Genomic DNA, 14,944 nt, shown 5'->3' on the forward strand with positions numbered 1-14,944 from the left:
TACCGGCAGGCCCCCTCGCACCACCACCGCCCGCCACAGCCGCCGCGCCGTTCCCCGATGCAGGGCTCGCCGCCGACCGGGCCGCTGCCGCCCGTGCCCGCCGGGATCGATCGCCGACGCCCGGAACTGTCGGACGCCGCGCTGGTGTCGCGGTCCTGGGCGATGGCCTTCGCGACATTGATCAGCCGGCTCACCGGCTTCGCCCGGGTGGTGCTGCTCGCCGCGATCCTGGGCGCCGCCTTGTCCAGCGCGTTCTCGGTGGCCAATCAGCTGCCCAACCTGGTGGCGGCGCTCGTCCTGGAGGCGACGTTCACCGCGATCTTCGTGCCGGTGCTCGCGCGCGCCGAGCAGGGCGACCCCGACGGCGGGGCTGCGTTCGTGCGGCGCCTGGTCACGCTGACGACCGCGCTGCTGGTCTTCGCCACCGCGGTCTCGGTGCTGGCCGCCCCGCTGCTGGTGCGGCTGATGCTGGGCCGCGACCCGCAAGTCAACGAGCCGCTGACCGTCGCCTTCGCCTACCTGCTTCTCCCCCAGGTCCTCGCCTACGGACTCACCTCGGTGTTCATGGCGATCCTCAACACCCGCAACGTGTTTGGGCCCACCGCGTGGGCGCCCGTCGTCAACAACGTCGTGGCGCTGGCCACCCTGGCGATCTATGCGGCCGTCCCCGGTGAGCTGTCGGTCGATCCCGTGCGGATGGGCAACGCCAAGCTGCTGGTGCTCGCCATCGGCACCACGCTCGGCGTCTTCGCGCAAACCGGGATGCTGCTGGTCGCGCTGCGCCGGCAACGCATCGACCTGCGCCCGCTGTGGGGCATCGACGCACGCCTCAAACGATTCGGCACCATGGCAGCCGCGATGGTGCTCTACGTGCTGATCAGCCAGCTCGGCCTGGTGGTCGGCAACCAGATCGCCAGCACCGCAGCGGCATCCGGGCCCGCGATCTACAACTACACGTGGATGGTCCTGATGCTGCCGTTCGGCATGATCGGGGTGACGGTGCTGACGGTGGTGATGCCGCGGCTGAGCCGCAACGCGGCCGCCGACGACACCAAAGCCGTGCTCGCCGACCTGTCGCTGGCCACCCGGCTGACGTTGATCACGCTGATCCCGATCGTGGCCTTCATGACCGTCGGCGGCCCCGCGATGGGCAGCGCGCTGTTCGCCTACGGTCATTTCGGCAACGTCGACGCCGGATACCTGGGCGCCGCGATCGCGCTCTCGGCGTTCACGCTCATCCCCTACGGCCTGGTGCTCTTGCAGCTGAGGGTGTTCTACGCGCGCGAACAGCCCTGGACGCCGATCGTGATCATCCTCGTCATCACCGCGGTCAAGATCCTCGGCTCGGTGCTGGCGCCCCACCTCACCGACGACCCCAAGCTGGTAGCCGGTTTCCTGGGGATGGCCAACGGTGTCGGCTTTCTCGCCGGCGCTCTCGTCGGCTACCTGTTGCTGCGACGCGCGCTGTTGCCCGCGGGCGGCCACCTGATCGGCGTCGCCGAGGTGCGCACGATCCTGGTGACCCTCACCGCATCCATGCTGGCCGGCCTGACCGCGCACGTCGCGGATCGGCTGTTCGGGCTCGACGGGCTGACCGAGCACGGCGGCGCCGGCTCTCTGGTCCGCCTCTTCGTGCTGGGGCTCATCATGCTGCCGATCACGGCCACGGTCATGCTCCGCGCGCAGGTCCCCGAAGCGCAGGCCGCGTTGGACGCCCTGCGGTTCCGCATCACCGGCCGGGGGCCGCGGCCCCGCAGACCGAAGCCAGCGGATCGATCGTCTCACCGGCGCCCGGTCACGTACCCTGAGCAGAGGAATTCGTCCCCGCCTGGGGTCAATGCGGTCCAGGAGCCGATCCGGCGCAGGCCTCCGGAGCGGGCAAACCGAGCCCGGCTAGCGAAAGGACCGGAGGTGACCGACCGACCGATGGAGAGCCCCGCATCCAGCGCCGGCCCCGGCACAGGGTCAGGGACTTCGCGGCCGGTCGCCGACGACTTCCAGCCCGACATCCCCGCCGACGAGCCGCAACGCTCGACGTCCCGCCCGCCCGAACCCGCCAACGGCGACATCGGTGGCGAAACCCGGCGCGGCCCGGCCTCTTTCGACGCGCCCCGCGAGCGCGCCGCGGACTCGCCGGGCGACGACGTCCACCTGGTTCCCGGCGCCCGGATCGCCGGCGGCCGGTACCGGTTGCTGGTGTTCCACGGCGGCGCGCCGCCGCTGCAGTTCTGGCAGGCGCTGGACACCGCGCTGGACCGGCAGGTGGCGCTGACGTTCGTCGACCCGGACGGCGCGCTGCCCGACGAGGTGCTGCAGGAGATCCTGTCCCGCACGCTGCGGCTTAGCCGCATCGACAAACCCGGCATCGCCCGCGTGCTCGACGTGGTGCACACCGGCTCCGGCGGCCTCGTGGTCTCCGAGTGGATCCGGGGCGGCTCGCTGCAGGAGGTCGCCGACACCGCGCCCTCACCGGTGGGCGCGGTGCGGGCCATGCAATCGCTGGCCGCCGCCGCCGACGCGGCCCACCGCGCCGGCGTCGCGCTGTCGATCGACCACCCCAGCCGGGTGCGGGTCAGCATCGAAGGCGACGTCGTGCTGGCCTACCCGGCGACCATGCCCGACGCCAACCCCCAAGACGACATCCGCGGCATCGGCGCCGCGCTCTATGCCCTCCTGGTCAATCGGTGGCCCTTGCGGGAGAGCGGGGTGCGCAGCGGGCTCGCGCCGGCCGAACGCGACTCCTCGGGCAATCCCGTCGAACCCATGGCCGTCGACCGCGACATCCCGTTCCAGATCTCCGCGGTCGCCGTCCGGGCGGTCCAGGAGGACGGCGGAATACGCAGCGCCTCAACGCTTTTGAACCTCCTTCAACAAGCCACCGCGGTCGCCGACCGCACCGAGGTGCTCGGCCCGATCGACGATTCGCCCTCGCCGTCGACGGCGCTCATCTCGCCCGGTCAGGAGCAGGCGACCTTCGCGCGCCGGCGGCGCAACCTGCTCATCGGCGCGGGCGCCGGCCTGGCCGTCATCGTGGTGGCCCTGCTGGTGCTGGCATCGGTGGTGAGCAAGATCTTCGGCAACGTCGGCGGTGGCCTCAACAAGGACGAACTCGGGCTGAACGGCCCCTCGTCGTCCGCGTCGGCGTCATCGTCGACCACCCCGTCCGCGGCCGCCGGCAGCGTCGTGAAACCCACCCGGGCGAGCGTCTACTCCCCCGACGGCGAGGTCGACAACCCGGGCACGGCCGGACAGGCGATCGACGGCGACCCCTCCACCGCCTGGGCCACCGAGGTGTACACCGACGCCGTGCCCTTCCCCAGTTTCAAGCAGGGCGAGGGCCTGATCCTGCAGCTGCCCAGTCCCACCGTCGTCGGCCAGGTCACCATCGACACGCCCAGCTCGGGGACCAAGGTCGAGATCCGGGCGGCCTCCTCGTCGGCCCCGGCCTCCCTCAACGACACCAAGCTGCTGGCTCAGGCCTTCACGCTCAAGCCCGGCCACAACGTCATCCCGGTCAGAGCCGGTTCGCCGACGTCGAATCTGCTGGTCTGGATCTCCACGCTGGGAACCACGAACGGCAAGAGCCAGGCCGGCTTTTTCGAGATCACGGTCCAGGCCGCGTCCTGATCCGCGCGCGTTCCACACACTCACACCACCGCTCCCGAGTGAAGTGCCGCCCGATACGGGATTAGTTAATGTCCGCCCCGTGGGCTTCGGGGGAGACGTCAAGCGGGACCGCAGTGACGCCGAGCTGCTGGCAGCCCATGTGGCGGGTGACCGCTACGCCTTCAGCGAGCTGTTCCTGCGTCACCAGCGCCACCTGCACCGGCTTGCCCGGCTCACCACTCGCACCCCCGAGGACGCCGAAGACGCGCTGCAAGACGCCATGCTCTCCGCGCACCGCGGCGCCGGCGCGTTCCGGCACGACGCCGCCGTCGGCAGCTGGCTGCACCGCATCGTGGTCAACGCCTGCCTGGACCGGCTGCGCCGCACCAAGGCCCACCCGACCGTTCCGCTGGAGGACGTCTACCCGGTCGCCGATCGGACCGCCCAGGTCGAGACGACGATGGCGGTGCAGCGCGCCTTGATGCGCCTTCCCCTCGAGCAACGGGCCGCGGTGGTGGCCGTCGACATGCAGGGCTACTCGGTGGCCGACACCGCCAGGCTGCTCGGCGTCGCCGAGGGCACGATCAAGAGCCGGTGTGCTCGCGGCCGCGGCCGCCTCGCCGAACTACTCGGCTACCTCAACGCCGGCGCCCACGCCACACCGGAGGGCGCTACCGGCCAGGCCTGACCGTCGCCGCGCGGGCCCATCCGTGGCCATCCGCCGGCGCATGACGGACACTGGGTCCGATGGATGCGGCGGACAACGACGGGGCGGATCACCGCAGCGCGGAATCGGACCCGCCGCTGACCGTCGAACTGCTCGCCGATCTGCAGGCCGGCGCGCTCGACGACGAGGCCGCCGCCCGGGTCCGCCGGCAGGTCCGCGCCGATCCGCAGGCCGCGGGCGTGCTCGCCGCGCTGAACCGGGTTCGTCGCGATCTCGCCGCCGTGGGCGCCGACCCGGCCTGCGCACCGGACCCGCCCCCGGGTGTCGCCGCCCGGATCTCGGCGGCCCTGCGATCCGCGGAGCCCCCGCCCGGACGGGCCGCCCACTCCGCACGCCCGCGTCTACGGCCGGCGCGCCTCATCGCGACGGTCGCCGGTCTGTGCGCCGCGCTGGCCGCGATCGGCTTCGGCACAGTCGCGCTCCTGCACGCTCCCGAACCCGCCCCGAGCACCCCGGGCGACGTCCAGCACATCACGGTGTCGACGCCGCCGATGGAGGTCCCGCTCTCCGCGGACGAAATCGTCGGCCTGCTCGACCGCGCACCCGACTTCGGCTCCTCCGGAGGCACGCTCAGCGACCCCGCCCGGCGCGCCTCCTGCCTCACCGGCCTCGGCTATCCGGCGGCCACACAGGTGCTGGGCGCGCGCCCGGTCGAGGTCAACGCGCGCCCCGGCGTCGTTCTGGTGATACCCGGCGACAGCCCGCACGTCCTGGCCGTCTACGTCGTTTCACCAAATTGCAGCGCCGCCGATACCGGGCTGTTGGCCAATACCCAGGTGCCGCGCCCCTAATGTGGTGCCATGGGCGGTGCCCCCGCTGTTGCGAACTCCCGGGAACAGCCGTACCCACGCTGGCGTTTATACGGGTCCAGAGACGATCGCTCGAAAGGTTTTCATGACCGCCGACACTGTGCATGACGTGATCATTATTGGTTCGGGTCCTGCTGGGTATACCGCGGCGTTGTATGCGGCGCGGGCGCAGTTGGCGCCGGTGGTGTTTGAGGGGACGTCGTTTGGTGGGGCGTTGATGACGACCACCGAGGTGGAGAATTATCCGGGTTTTCGTGACGGGATCATGGGTCCGGAGTTGATGGATCAGATGCGTGAGCAGGCGTTGCGGTTTGGTGCTGATCTGCGCATGGAAGACGTCGAATCGGTGTCGCTGGAGGGTGCGGTGAAGTCGGTGACCACCAGCGAGGGGGACACCGTTCGGGGGCGGGCGGTGATTTTGGCGATGGGCGCGGCGGCCCGCTATTTGGGGGTGCCCGGTGAGCAGGAGTTGCTGGGGCGTGGGGTGAGCTCGTGTGCGACCTGTGATGGGTTCTTTTTCAAGGATCAAGACATCGCGGTGATCGGTGGTGGGGATTCGGCGATGGAAGAGGCCACGTTTTTGACCCGCTTTGCCCGCAGTGTGACGTTGGTGCATCGCCGTGAGGAGTTCCGGGCCTCGCGGATCATGCTGGAGCGGGCCCGGGCCAACGACAAGATCACGTTTGTGACGAATAAGGCGGTCGAGGCGGTCGAGGGTGCCGAGACGGTGACGGGGTTGCGGTTGCGTGACACGGTGAGCGGTGCGGAGTCGACGTTGGCGGTGAGCGGGGTGTTCGTGGCGATCGGGCATGACCCGCGTTCGGAGTTGGTGCGCGAGGTGCTCGAGACCGACGCGGATGGGTATGTGTTGGTGCGTGGCCGCACCACCAGTACCTCGATCGAGGGGGTGTTCGCCGCCGGTGATCTGGTGGATCGCACCTACCGCCAAGCCGTCACCGCCGCCGGCAGCGGCTGTTCGGCCGCCATCGACGCCGAACGCTGGCTCGCCGACCACGAAGAGTCCAGCGCCGCCGCCCAGGGCGACGCAACCGAATTTCCGGGCAGTACCGACACATTGATTGGAGCACCACAATGACCGATGCCGAAAAGGCCGGGGCCACAATAGAAGTCTCGGACGCATCATTTTCAACCGAGGTGCTGTCCAGCAATAAGCCTGTGCTAGTGGACTTTTGGGCCACATGGTGCGGACCCTGCAAAATGGTGGCGCCGGTCCTCGAGGAGATCGCCGGCGAGCGCAGCGATCACCTCACCGTCGCCAAGCTCGACGTGGACGCCAACCCCGAAACCGCCCAGAACTTCCAGGTCGTCTCCATCCCCACCATGATCTTGTTCAAGGACGGCCAACCGGTGAAGCGGATCGTCGGCGCCAAGGGCAAGGCCGCGCTGCTGCGCGAGCTTTCTGACGCGGTCCCCGGCCTCAGCTGATCGTTTCGATCGTCGCACCACGCCCCGGCGCATAGCCTGGGGTTTTCTGGAATTCGCGAACCGTCTGCGACAATACGGTTAGCTGTTGCCCATCTATGAGCGTGTCAGTTTGTCCCGGAGGGCCCTTGGTATGTCGAGTCCGCGCCGCGAATACGGCGACGCGCTGCGCTGTGGTGACCGCAGCGCCGCTGTGACCGAGATCCGGGCCACCCTCGCCTCATTGGGGATGCTGGACGGCTCCGACGACGAGGATCTCACTACCGGCCGGCACGTGGCCCTGGAACTCTTCGACGCCGAACTTGACCAGGCAGTTCGCGCTTTCCAACAGCATCGCGGCCTGCTCGTGGACGGCATTGTCGGCGAGGCCACCTACCGCGCGCTCAAGGAGGCGTCCTACCGACTGGGCGCGCGCACGTTGTATCACCAATTCGGCGCCCCCCTCTTCGGTGACGACGTCGCCACGCTGCAGGCACGGCTGCAGGATCTCGGTTTTTACACCGGCCTGGTCGACGGCTATTTCGGGTTGCAGACACACAACGCTTTGATGTCGTATCAGCGCGAGTACGGGCTGTCGGCCGACGGTATCTGCGGCCCGGAAACGTTGCGCTCCTTGTACTTTCTGAGTTCACGGGTCACCGGCGGGTCGCCCCACGCGCTTCGCGAAGAAGAACTGGTGCGCCGTTCGGGTCCCAAGCTGTCGGGCAAGCGCATCATCATCGATCCGGGCCGCGGCGGTGCGGATCACGGCCTGATCGTGCACGGTGCGTCCGGTCCGGTCAGCGAAGCGGATGTGTTGTGGGACTTGGCGAGTCGACTTGAGGGCCGAATGACCGCCATCGGGATGGAGACCTTTCTGTCCCGTCCGGTCAACAGCAGCCCCTCGGACGCCGAGCGTGCGGCCACCGCCAACAATGTCGGCGCCGACCTGATGATCAGCCTGCGCTGCGAAAGTCAGCTCAGCGCCGCGGCCAACGGGGTGGCGTCCTTTCACTTCGGCAACTCCCATGGCTCGGTGTCCACCATCGGCCGCAACCTGGCCGACTTCATTCAGCGAGAAGTGGTGGCACGCACGGGTTTACGGGATTGCCGCACGCACGGCCGGACGTGGGATCTGCTGCGTCTGACCCGCATGCCGACGGTCCAGGTCGACATCGGATACATCACCAACCCGCGCGACCGCGCCATGCTGGTCTCTACCCAGACCCGCGATGCCATCGCCGAGGGAATCCTCGCCGCGGTCAAGCGGCTCTACCTGCTGGGCAAGAACGACCGGCCCACGGGCACATTCACTTTCGCCGAGCTACTGGCCCACGAATTGTCGGTGGAGCGCACCAGCCAGCTGGGCGGTTCGTAGCCCCTCAACCACCCAGGGTGGTTCCCAACGCATTCCCCGCCGTGGAGCCGGCCCCGACCGGCTGCTCCAGATGCGCGCTTTCCAGCAGACGTTCGAGGGCCGCCTCGACTTCGGCCTTCCATCCCAGGCCCTTGTCGAGCTCGAGCCGCAGTCGCGGGAAATACGTATGTGGCGCCACCACAACGAATCCCGCGTCTTTCAAGAATTCCGCGTCCATCACACAGCGCTCTACCGAGCAATCGCCGACGGCCTCCAACACCGCCCGCACATCGGGACCCACCAGTCGCGGATCCTGTAATTCCGACGCCGCCGGGGTGCGGCCGAACGCCTCGAGCGCCCGTACGCCGCGTCGCACCAACTCATCGATGACCCGGGCGATCAAGCCGTGCGGCAGGTCGTCGGCGGCGGGGCCGGGTTCGATGCCCATCGACGTCAGCATCACCGCGTCCGCGGACACCGGGCCGGTCGGAAATCGTTGCGCCCGCGGCACCGCCCGCGGCGGCGCGTAGAACACATAGCCCAGGCACGGCGGCTCGGCCTGGCTTCGCTCGTCGGGGATCGCGGTCGCCACCTGACCGCACGAGCCCCACTCCAGCATGACCATGGACAGCCACGCTTCTTTTTCGAATTCGGGGTCGGTGAGGTGATCCTGGTTGCCGAGGGTCGCCGGATCGACTTCCCAGAACACGCACCGGCGCGCGTGCTTGGGAAGCTGCTCGAAGGCCTCGAGCCGCAGCGGCATGATTCGAGCGGACACTAGCCTCCTGCTCCTGTGCGGTACGGCAGCCATCTGCACCGACAACCCCTCCAGGATAGGAGAGGTGGTCGTGATCGGGCCAGCTTTAGCCCGGCCACATGCGTCGGGGCGCCCGAACCGCCGCAATAACGCGGTCGCGGGCGGTCGGTCATCGAAAGTCGTTGCTACCCATGCTGTTTCGCCAAACCGCGGCATCGGGGCGCGGAAATTTCTCGCCGCGTCGGCCCCAGTGTCACAGTGACGTAATTACACCGTGTCCTAGCTCAGGCCTTCGGCGGGGACATGACCTCGATGATTCGCTGTAGGTCGTCCACCGACCCGAACTCGACGACGATCTTGCCCTTGCGTTTGCCCAGGCTGACCGTCACTCGGGTATCGAAGGCGGTCGAGAGCCGGTCGGCGACATCTTGCAGGCCGGGCATCTGGATCGGCTTGCGCCGCGGGGGCGTCGGCGCGGTCGCGCCGGACCGGTTGGCCAGCGTGACCGCCTCCTCCGTGGCCCGCACCGACAATCCCTCCGCGACGATGCGGGTGGCCAGTTCCTCTTGGGCCTCGGGACCGGCCTCCAGGGACAGCAGTGCGCGGGCATGACCGGCGGACAGGACCCCGGCGGCCACGCGCCGCTGCACCGCGATCGGCAGCTTGAGCAACCGGATCATGTTGGTGATCAACGGCCGCGACCGCCCGATGCGGGCCGCCAGTTCATCGTGGGTGACCCCGAACTCGTCGAGCAGCTGCTGGTAGGCGGCCGCCTCTTCCAAGGGGTTCAGCTGCACGCGGTGGATGTTTTCCAACAGGGCGTCGCGCAGCAGATCGTCGTCGCCGGTCTCGCGCACGATCGCGGGGATGGTCGCCAGCCCGGCCTCCTGGGCCGCCCGCCAGCGCCGCTCCCCCATCACGATCTGGTAGTGCGCACCGCTGGCCGAATCCTTGACGGCCCGCACCACGATCGGCTGCAAGAGCCCGAACTCGCGGATGGAGTGCACCAGCTCCGCCAGCGCTTCCTCGTCGAAGACCTGACGGGGCTGACGGGGGTTGCGCTCGATATCGGCCGGCGCGATCTCGCGGTAGACCGCCCCCATGGAAGCGGTGGCCGACGCGTCCTGCGGCGGCGGTCCGCCGATCAAGACGTCGGCGGCCGCGTCCCCCATCCGGGGGCCGAGGGTCGCCGGACCGGAATCACCTTCCGCGGGACCGGTCGGAATTAGCGAAGCCAGGCCCCGGCCGAGGCCACCCTTTTTGCGTAACGGCTGCGTCATGGTCGTCCCTTCACGGATGGTGGTCAATCGCGCTCGGCGAGTTCGCGGCTCGCGTCGAGGTAGCTCATCGCCCCGCGGGAACCGGGGTCGTAATCGATGATGGTCATGCTGTAGCCCGGCGCCTCGGAAACCTTCACGCTGCGCGGAATCACCGTCCGCAGCACCTTGGCCCCGAAGTAGCGGCGCACCTCCTCGGCGACCTGGTCCGCCAGCTTGGTGCGGCCGTCGTACATGGTCAGCACCACGGTGCTCACCTCGAGCTTCGGGTTGAGGTGGGCCTTGACCATCTCGATGTTGCGCATCAGCTGCGAGACGCCCTCGAGGGCGTAGTACTCGCACTGGATCGGGATCATGACTTCCGGTGCCGCGACGAGCGCGTTGATGGTCAGCAGGCCGAGCGACGGCGGGCAATCGATGAAGACGCAATCGAAGTCGAGGCTGTCGAGGTCGGCCAAAGCGGTACGCAACCGATTCTCGCGCGCAACCATGCTCACCAGTTCGATCTCGGCGCCCGCCAGGTCGATTGTCGCGGGGATGCAGAACAGCCGGTCGTTGTGCGGGCTCTGCCGCAGGGCATCGTGGACGGAGACCTCACCCAACAACACCTCGTACGACGACGGCGTCCCCGACTTCCGGTCGGTGATGCCCAGCGCCGTGCTCGCGTTGCCCTGGGGGTCGAGGTCGATGACGAGGGTCTTGAGGCCTTGGAGCGCGAGGGCGGCGGCGAGGTTGACCGCCGTGGTCGTCTTGCCCACGCCGCCCTTCTGGTTCGCGACGGTGAAGACGCGGCGGCGGGCCGGCCGGCGCAGCGGCGGATACGTCGTGTGCAGGACCCGCATCGCCCGTTCGGCGGCCGCGCCGATCGGGGTGTCGTATTCGGCGCTTGTTTCACGTGAAACATTCGGCTGTGCGGCCGGTGCGGCCGCCGGCTCGGCTGGGGGCGCCGGCGTAGGAGCCGCCTGCGGGGCGGCCTCGGCTGGCTGTGCCGTCACCGGCCTGTCTTCTGGAAAAGTCATCGCGTTCGGGCCTTCCCGGTCCGTGCCGACTTGCGGTGCGGCGGCTGCCCGCGTCGCGCTGAAACTACGGTTGCGGGGGGACGCAAATAGTTCGCGCCACATGTCACCACCCTGACATCAGCGGCGCCCGATGCTGCCATCACACGCCGGAATTGTTCAACTTCCTCGGACGCCCGCTCCCCCTTGATGGCCAGCATCCGACCGCCTGGGCGTAGCAACGGCATGCTCCACTTCGTCAGTTTGTCCAACGCCGCAACCGCTCGTGATACCGGCGCATCCCTCGACCCGAACCGGTCACGCACCCCCGGCTCTTCCGCGCGGCCGCGGACCACCTCGACGGCTAACCCTAGTTCGTCGACAACCTCGTTGAGAAATTCGCTGCGTCGCAGGAGCGGTTCGAGCAACACGACCTCGAGATCGGGCCGTGCGATCGCCAGCGGTATCCCGGGCAAGCCCGCCCCGCTGCCGATGTCGATGACGCGCTCGCCCGCGCCGAGGAGTTCGGCGACCGCGGCGCTGTTCAATATGTGGCGGTCCCAGATCCGTTCGACTTCCCGCGGCCCCAGCAGCCCGCGCTCCACGCCCGCACCCGCGAGGAGTGTGGCGTACCGTTGCGCGATTCCGACGCGGTCGCCGAAGGCGTCGACCGCGGAATCCGGAGCGGCGCCGCTGCCATGTTTCACGTGAAACATCCTCGAGTTGGCGCGTGCACTTTCAACCTTCGGCCGCCCTCCGCACCAGACGAACTACACCGCTGTAACTCTGGGCGTCAGTCGTGCAGCACGACCACGCGGCGCGACGGCTCGACGCCCTCGCTCTCGCTGTGGACTCCGGGAACCGCCGCGACGGCGTCGTGCACGATCTTCCGTTCGAAAGGTGTCATCGGTGCCAGCTCTTCGCGCTCCCCCGACTCGAGCACCCGCCGCGCCACCTTGTCGCCCAGCGCCGCCAACTCTTCGCGCCGGCGCCGGCGCCAACTCGCGATGTCGAGCATCAATCGACTCCGCACGCCGGTCTTCTGGTGCACCGCCAACCGGGTGAGCTCCTGAAGCGCGTCGAGCACCTCGCCGCCGCGGCCGACCAACTTGTTCAAGTCGTCGCCGCCATCGATGCTCACCACGGCGCGGCTCCCCTCGACGTCCAGGTCGATGTCGCCGTCGAAGTCCAAGAGGTCCAACAACTCCTCGAGGTAGTCGCCGGCGATCTCGCCCTCGGCGACCAACCGCTCCTCCAGGTCGTCGCCCTCCTCGGCGTCACCCTGGACGGTGTCCTCGGCCGCCGCTTGGGTCTCGAGGTCCGTGTCCACGTCGCGCTCGGTGGTGTCGGCGTCTGTCATGTCTTTCTCTCCCTCATCCATGGGTCTGAGCCCGGTTGGGGCCGCCCTGCCCAGGGTCGCCCCGGTAGCTTGTCCGCCGTATCAGCGTTTGCGTTTCTTCGGTCGCGCGCCCGGCCGCGGGGTGCGATTGCTCGGAGTGTCGGTGGCTTCGGGCGCCTGCCCGTCGGCGTCATCGGACTCCGCCTCCGCCGAACCGGACCCCTCGGTATCCCCACCGGCCTTCGCCGAACCGTTCCCGCCCGGCGCTGCCGCCTTCGGTGTGCGCTTCGGCTTCGCTCCGGGAGCCGGCGCGTTGGCCGCCCGGCGCGCGATCGCTTCCTGCTTCTTGGCTTCGTCTTCTTTTTCGATCATCCCGAAGACGTAGTGCTGCTGCCCGAAGGTCCAGATGTTGTTGGCGAACCAGTACAGGATGATCGCCAGCGGAAGGAACGGCCCACCGACCACCACGCCGAGCGGAAACACATACAGCGCAAGCTTGTTCATCATCGCGGTCTGCGGGTTGGCCGCCGCCTCCGGGCTCTGCCTCGCCACCGACGCCCGACTGTTGAAGTACGTCGCCACCCCGGCCAGGATCATCACCGGCAGCCCCACGGCGATCACGGCCGGCCGGCTGAAAACGGTGAACGCGTCCAGGCCCGTGCGCTGCGTCATGAACGCGCCGATCGGTGCGCCGAACAAGTTGGCGTCCAGGAAATGCGCGACGTCCGTCGGGGTGAAGACGTAGTTTCCGGTGAGCCGGTTCTCGGCCACCGACAGGTGCGGCTGCCCGAACCCACCGGTGGTTCGGTTGAACGAGCGCAACACGTGATACAGACCGATGAACACCGGGATCTGCGCCAGCATCGGCAGGCAGCCGAGAATCGGGTTGAAGCCGTGTTCGCGCTGCAGCTTCTGCATCTCGAGCGCCATGCGCTGCCGGTCCTTGCCGTACTTCTTCTGCAGCGCCTTGATCTGCGGTTGCAACTCCTGCATCTGGCGCGTGGTCCGGATCTGTCGCACGAAGGGCTTGTAGAGCAACGCGCGCAGGCTGAAGACCAAGAACATCACCGACAGCGCCCAGGCGAAGAAGTTCGACGGCCCCAGCATGGAGGCGAACAACTTGTACCAAACCCACATGATCCACGACACCGGGTAGTAGACGAAGTCGAGGCTGAAAACGTCAAACGACAAAAGACTCACTCTCCCCTCGCGTCGCTCGGACCACCCAAGCGTCGCTGGCGTCTTGGCAATCCCCTTGGCAGCCGGGGCGATCCGGTATCGGATCCCATCCGCCCTCGTGCCATGGTCCGCACTTGGCGAGCCTGACCGCAGCCAACCAGCTCCCCCGGATCAACCCGTACTCGTTCAGCGCATCGACCGCGTACTGGCTGCAGGTCGGAACGAAGCGACAGGTCGCCGGGCGCAGCGGCGACACCATATGCCGATAGAGCTGGATGAGGAAAATCAATCCCCGCGCCACGGACCGTCCAACGGTGTGGGTCAACGCACCCACCGCAGAGCGTCCGGTCACGGTGCGATCACCGTCGCCGGCATCCGTCGCAAACACCGCCGCAGCTCCTGTTCCAACCGGGCCGACGACGCGGTCCGGCTACTGGGCAGCGCCCGGATCACCAGCCGGTCGGAATCCTGAAGGTCACCGAGAATCGTGCGGGCCACATGTCGCAGCCGGCGGGCGACCCGGTGACGTTCCACCGCCGACCCGACGGGCTTGCCGACAACGAGTCCGACGTGGGGCGCCGTCGCGTCGCCGCCGTCGGTTTCGCGCCGGAAGTGCACGACAATGTCGGGCTGTGCCATGCGGATCCCGTGCTTCACCGTCGCGTCAAACTCAATTGACCGCGTCATGCGGTTGCGTGCGGGAAGCACCGCCGAAAGACCTGACCCGCGATCAGGCAGATAGCGCGCGGCGGCCCTTGCGACGCCGACCGGACACGATCGCGCGTCCGGCACGAGTGCGCATCCGCAAGCGGAAGCCATGCACGCGGGCTCGGCGCCGGTTATTCGGCTGGAAGGTCCGCTTGCCCTTGGCCACGACGTTCTCCTCGTTGTTTGCCATCCGGCCGATCAGACGGTTCGCTTCGGGCTCGTCTGCGGTCCGACCGGAGGTGGTCTTGCTGCTGCTGGCCGGCGCGGTCCCCGGGTGGTTCCGGGTCGCAGCCGTATCGCCGACTTTCGGGCGACTGTTTGAGGGTACTGACGAGCCCTCGCCTGGTCAAACCTGGCCTGCCGCAACGCCGCCGCGCGGACCCGGCGAAAGATTTTCCGTTCCGGTCACACTCGGCTCCGGGGTGACTACGATAACGACCCGAACCAAGGCCCCACTCACCCTAAACGACCCGATTGGAATGCAGCGGAACGGTTGGCAGCCGCACGGAAAACTGTTAGCTTCTGCCAAAGTCGTTTTAGACTGAAGCAGCGCTCGACAACGAAGCGAGGATGGTGGATCGACTAGCTGCCTAGACAACCTTTGTGGGTTTTCTTCCAGCGCGGAGATCGCGAGCCGTCGCCGGTAGGTTGTGGCTTGCAGACGACCACCCTGTCCACACCTGTGTATAACTATGTGGACAGCCGTTTCGTCGCCAAGCGTGAGTTGTACTTCGACCCGGGACGTTCGAGAACCAGGGAGATGCGTCG

Annotated in this window: 15 protein-coding genes; 6 read left to right on the forward strand and 9 right to left on the reverse strand. The window is 68.2% G+C overall.

Annotation, left to right across the window (positions count from 1 at the left end; genetic code table 11):
* Positions 1–57 precede the first annotated feature (57 nt).
* From P6281_RS26030 to P6281_RS26055, 6 genes are all read left to right on the forward strand, one after another.
* Positions 58–3,627: a murein biosynthesis integral membrane protein MurJ gene (locus P6281_RS26030; protein WP_324738992.1), complete on the forward strand. Its 3,570-nt coding sequence runs from the start codon at positions 58–60 to the stop codon at positions 3,625–3,627.
* Positions 3,628–3,706: 79 nt separating this feature from the next.
* Positions 3,707–4,294: an RNA polymerase sigma factor SigM gene (sigM, locus tag P6281_RS26035; protein ID WP_009957433.1), complete on the forward strand. Its 588-nt coding sequence runs from the start codon at positions 3,707–3,709 to the stop codon at positions 4,292–4,294.
* A 59-nt stretch (positions 4,295–4,353) separates the two neighbouring features.
* Positions 4,354–5,124: a hypothetical protein gene (locus tag P6281_RS26040; protein WP_014386141.1), complete on the forward strand. Its 771-nt coding sequence runs from the start codon at positions 4,354–4,356 to the stop codon at positions 5,122–5,124.
* A 103-nt stretch (positions 5,125–5,227) separates the two neighbouring features.
* Complete coding sequence (gene trxB / locus P6281_RS26045) at positions 5,228–6,238, forward strand: thioredoxin-disulfide reductase (RefSeq protein ID WP_238964085.1); 1,011 nt, start codon at positions 5,228–5,230, stop codon at positions 6,236–6,238.
* A complete protein-coding gene (gene trxA, locus P6281_RS26050) occupies positions 6,235–6,588 on the forward strand; it encodes a thioredoxin (RefSeq protein ID WP_008262471.1) in 354 nt (117 codons plus the stop codon). Before trxB ends, trxA begins: the two co-directional genes overlap by 4 nt.
* Positions 6,589–6,718: 130 nt before the next feature.
* The gene (locus tag P6281_RS26055; protein ID WP_008262474.1) at positions 6,719–7,942 is read left to right on the forward strand and encodes an N-acetylmuramoyl-L-alanine amidase; all 1,224 of its coding nucleotides are present in this window, start codon (positions 6,719–6,721) and stop codon (positions 7,940–7,942) included.
* A gap of 4 nt (positions 7,943–7,946) precedes the next feature.
* On the opposite strand, the gene P6281_RS26060 is transcribed toward P6281_RS26055, so the two are convergent.
* The 9 genes from P6281_RS26060 to rpmH all read right to left on the reverse strand — a co-directional run bounded on the left by P6281_RS26060 (position 7,947) and on the right by rpmH (position 14,342).
* On the reverse strand, positions 7,947–8,699 hold the full coding sequence (locus P6281_RS26060) for a hypothetical protein (protein ID WP_014381551.1): 753 nt from the start codon (positions 8,697–8,699) through the stop codon (positions 7,947–7,949).
* A 263-nt stretch (positions 8,700–8,962) separates the two neighbouring features.
* A complete protein-coding gene (locus P6281_RS26065; RefSeq protein ID WP_041785343.1) occupies positions 8,963–9,958 on the reverse strand; it encodes a ParB/RepB/Spo0J family partition protein in 996 nt (331 codons plus the stop codon).
* 23 nt (positions 9,959–9,981) lie between these two features.
* Positions 9,982–10,974 (reverse strand): ParA family protein, encoded by a 993-nt coding sequence (locus tag P6281_RS26070; RefSeq protein ID WP_263645948.1) that lies wholly within the window; start codon positions 10,972–10,974, stop codon positions 9,982–9,984.
* Positions 10,971–11,666 carry a 16S rRNA (guanine(527)-N(7))-methyltransferase RsmG gene (rsmG, locus tag P6281_RS26075; protein ID WP_324738559.1) on the reverse strand — a complete coding sequence of 232 codons (696 nt, stop codon included), beginning with the start codon at positions 11,664–11,666 and terminating at the stop codon, positions 10,971–10,973. The genes P6281_RS26070 and rsmG overlap by 4 nt, the downstream gene beginning before the upstream one ends.
* 77 nt (positions 11,667–11,743) lie before the next feature.
* On the reverse strand, positions 11,744–12,310 hold the full coding sequence (locus P6281_RS26080) for a Jag family protein (protein WP_009952226.1): 567 nt from the start codon (positions 12,308–12,310) through the stop codon (positions 11,744–11,746).
* A gap of 81 nt (positions 12,311–12,391) precedes the next feature.
* A complete protein-coding gene (yidC, locus tag P6281_RS26085; protein WP_014381554.1) occupies positions 12,392–13,489 on the reverse strand; it encodes a membrane protein insertase YidC in 1,098 nt (365 codons plus the stop codon).
* A complete protein-coding gene (gene yidD, locus P6281_RS26090) occupies positions 13,470–13,820 on the reverse strand; it encodes a membrane protein insertion efficiency factor YidD (protein ID WP_238964087.1) in 351 nt (116 codons plus the stop codon). The genes yidC and yidD overlap by 20 nt, the downstream gene beginning before the upstream one ends.
* Positions 13,817–14,176: a ribonuclease P protein component gene (rnpA, locus tag P6281_RS26095; protein ID WP_201359370.1), complete on the reverse strand. Its 360-nt coding sequence runs from the start codon at positions 14,174–14,176 to the stop codon at positions 13,817–13,819. Before rnpA ends, yidD begins: the two co-directional genes overlap by 4 nt.
* 22 nt (positions 14,177–14,198) lie before the next feature.
* A complete protein-coding gene (gene rpmH, locus P6281_RS26100) occupies positions 14,199–14,342 on the reverse strand; it encodes a 50S ribosomal protein L34 (RefSeq protein ID WP_003874369.1) in 144 nt (47 codons plus the stop codon).
* Positions 14,343–14,944 lie beyond the last annotated feature (602 nt).

The organism is Mycobacterium sp. 5-140-3-2 (genome assembly GCF_035666375.1).
In the GTDB taxonomy this organism is placed as follows: domain Bacteria; phylum Actinomycetota; class Actinomycetes; order Mycobacteriales; family Mycobacteriaceae; genus Mycobacterium; species Mycobacterium intracellulare.

What these genes read in the sequence shown, in the direction of transcription:
- P6281_RS26055 (WP_008262474.1), top strand. Translation starts at nt 6,719, where the DNA reads ATGTCGAGTCCGCGCCGCGAATACGGCGACGCGCTGCGCTGTGGTGAC.
- P6281_RS26070 (WP_263645948.1), bottom strand. Translation starts at nt 10,974, where the DNA reads ATGACTTTTCCAGAAGACAGGCCGGTGACGGCACAGCCAGCCGAGGCC.
- P6281_RS26065 (WP_041785343.1), bottom strand. Translation starts at nt 9,958, where the DNA reads ATGACGCAGCCGTTACGCAAAAAGGGTGGCCTCGGCCGGGGCCTGGCT.
- P6281_RS26040 (WP_014386141.1), top strand. Translation starts at nt 4,354, where the DNA reads ATGGATGCGGCGGACAACGACGGGGCGGATCACCGCAGCGCGGAATCG.
- P6281_RS26080 (WP_009952226.1), bottom strand. Translation starts at nt 12,310, where the DNA reads ATGACAGACGCCGACACCACCGAGCGCGACGTGGACACGGACCTCGAG.
- trxB (WP_238964085.1), top strand. Translation starts at nt 5,228, where the DNA reads ATGACCGCCGACACTGTGCATGACGTGATCATTATTGGTTCGGGTCCT.
- P6281_RS26030 (WP_324738992.1), top strand. Translation starts at nt 58, where the DNA reads ATGCAGGGCTCGCCGCCGACCGGGCCGCTGCCGCCCGTGCCCGCCGGG.
- trxA (WP_008262471.1), top strand. Translation starts at nt 6,235, where the DNA reads ATGACCGATGCCGAAAAGGCCGGGGCCACAATAGAAGTCTCGGACGCA.
- rsmG (WP_324738559.1), bottom strand. Translation starts at nt 11,666, where the DNA reads ATGTTTCACGTGAAACATGGCAGCGGCGCCGCTCCGGATTCCGCGGTC.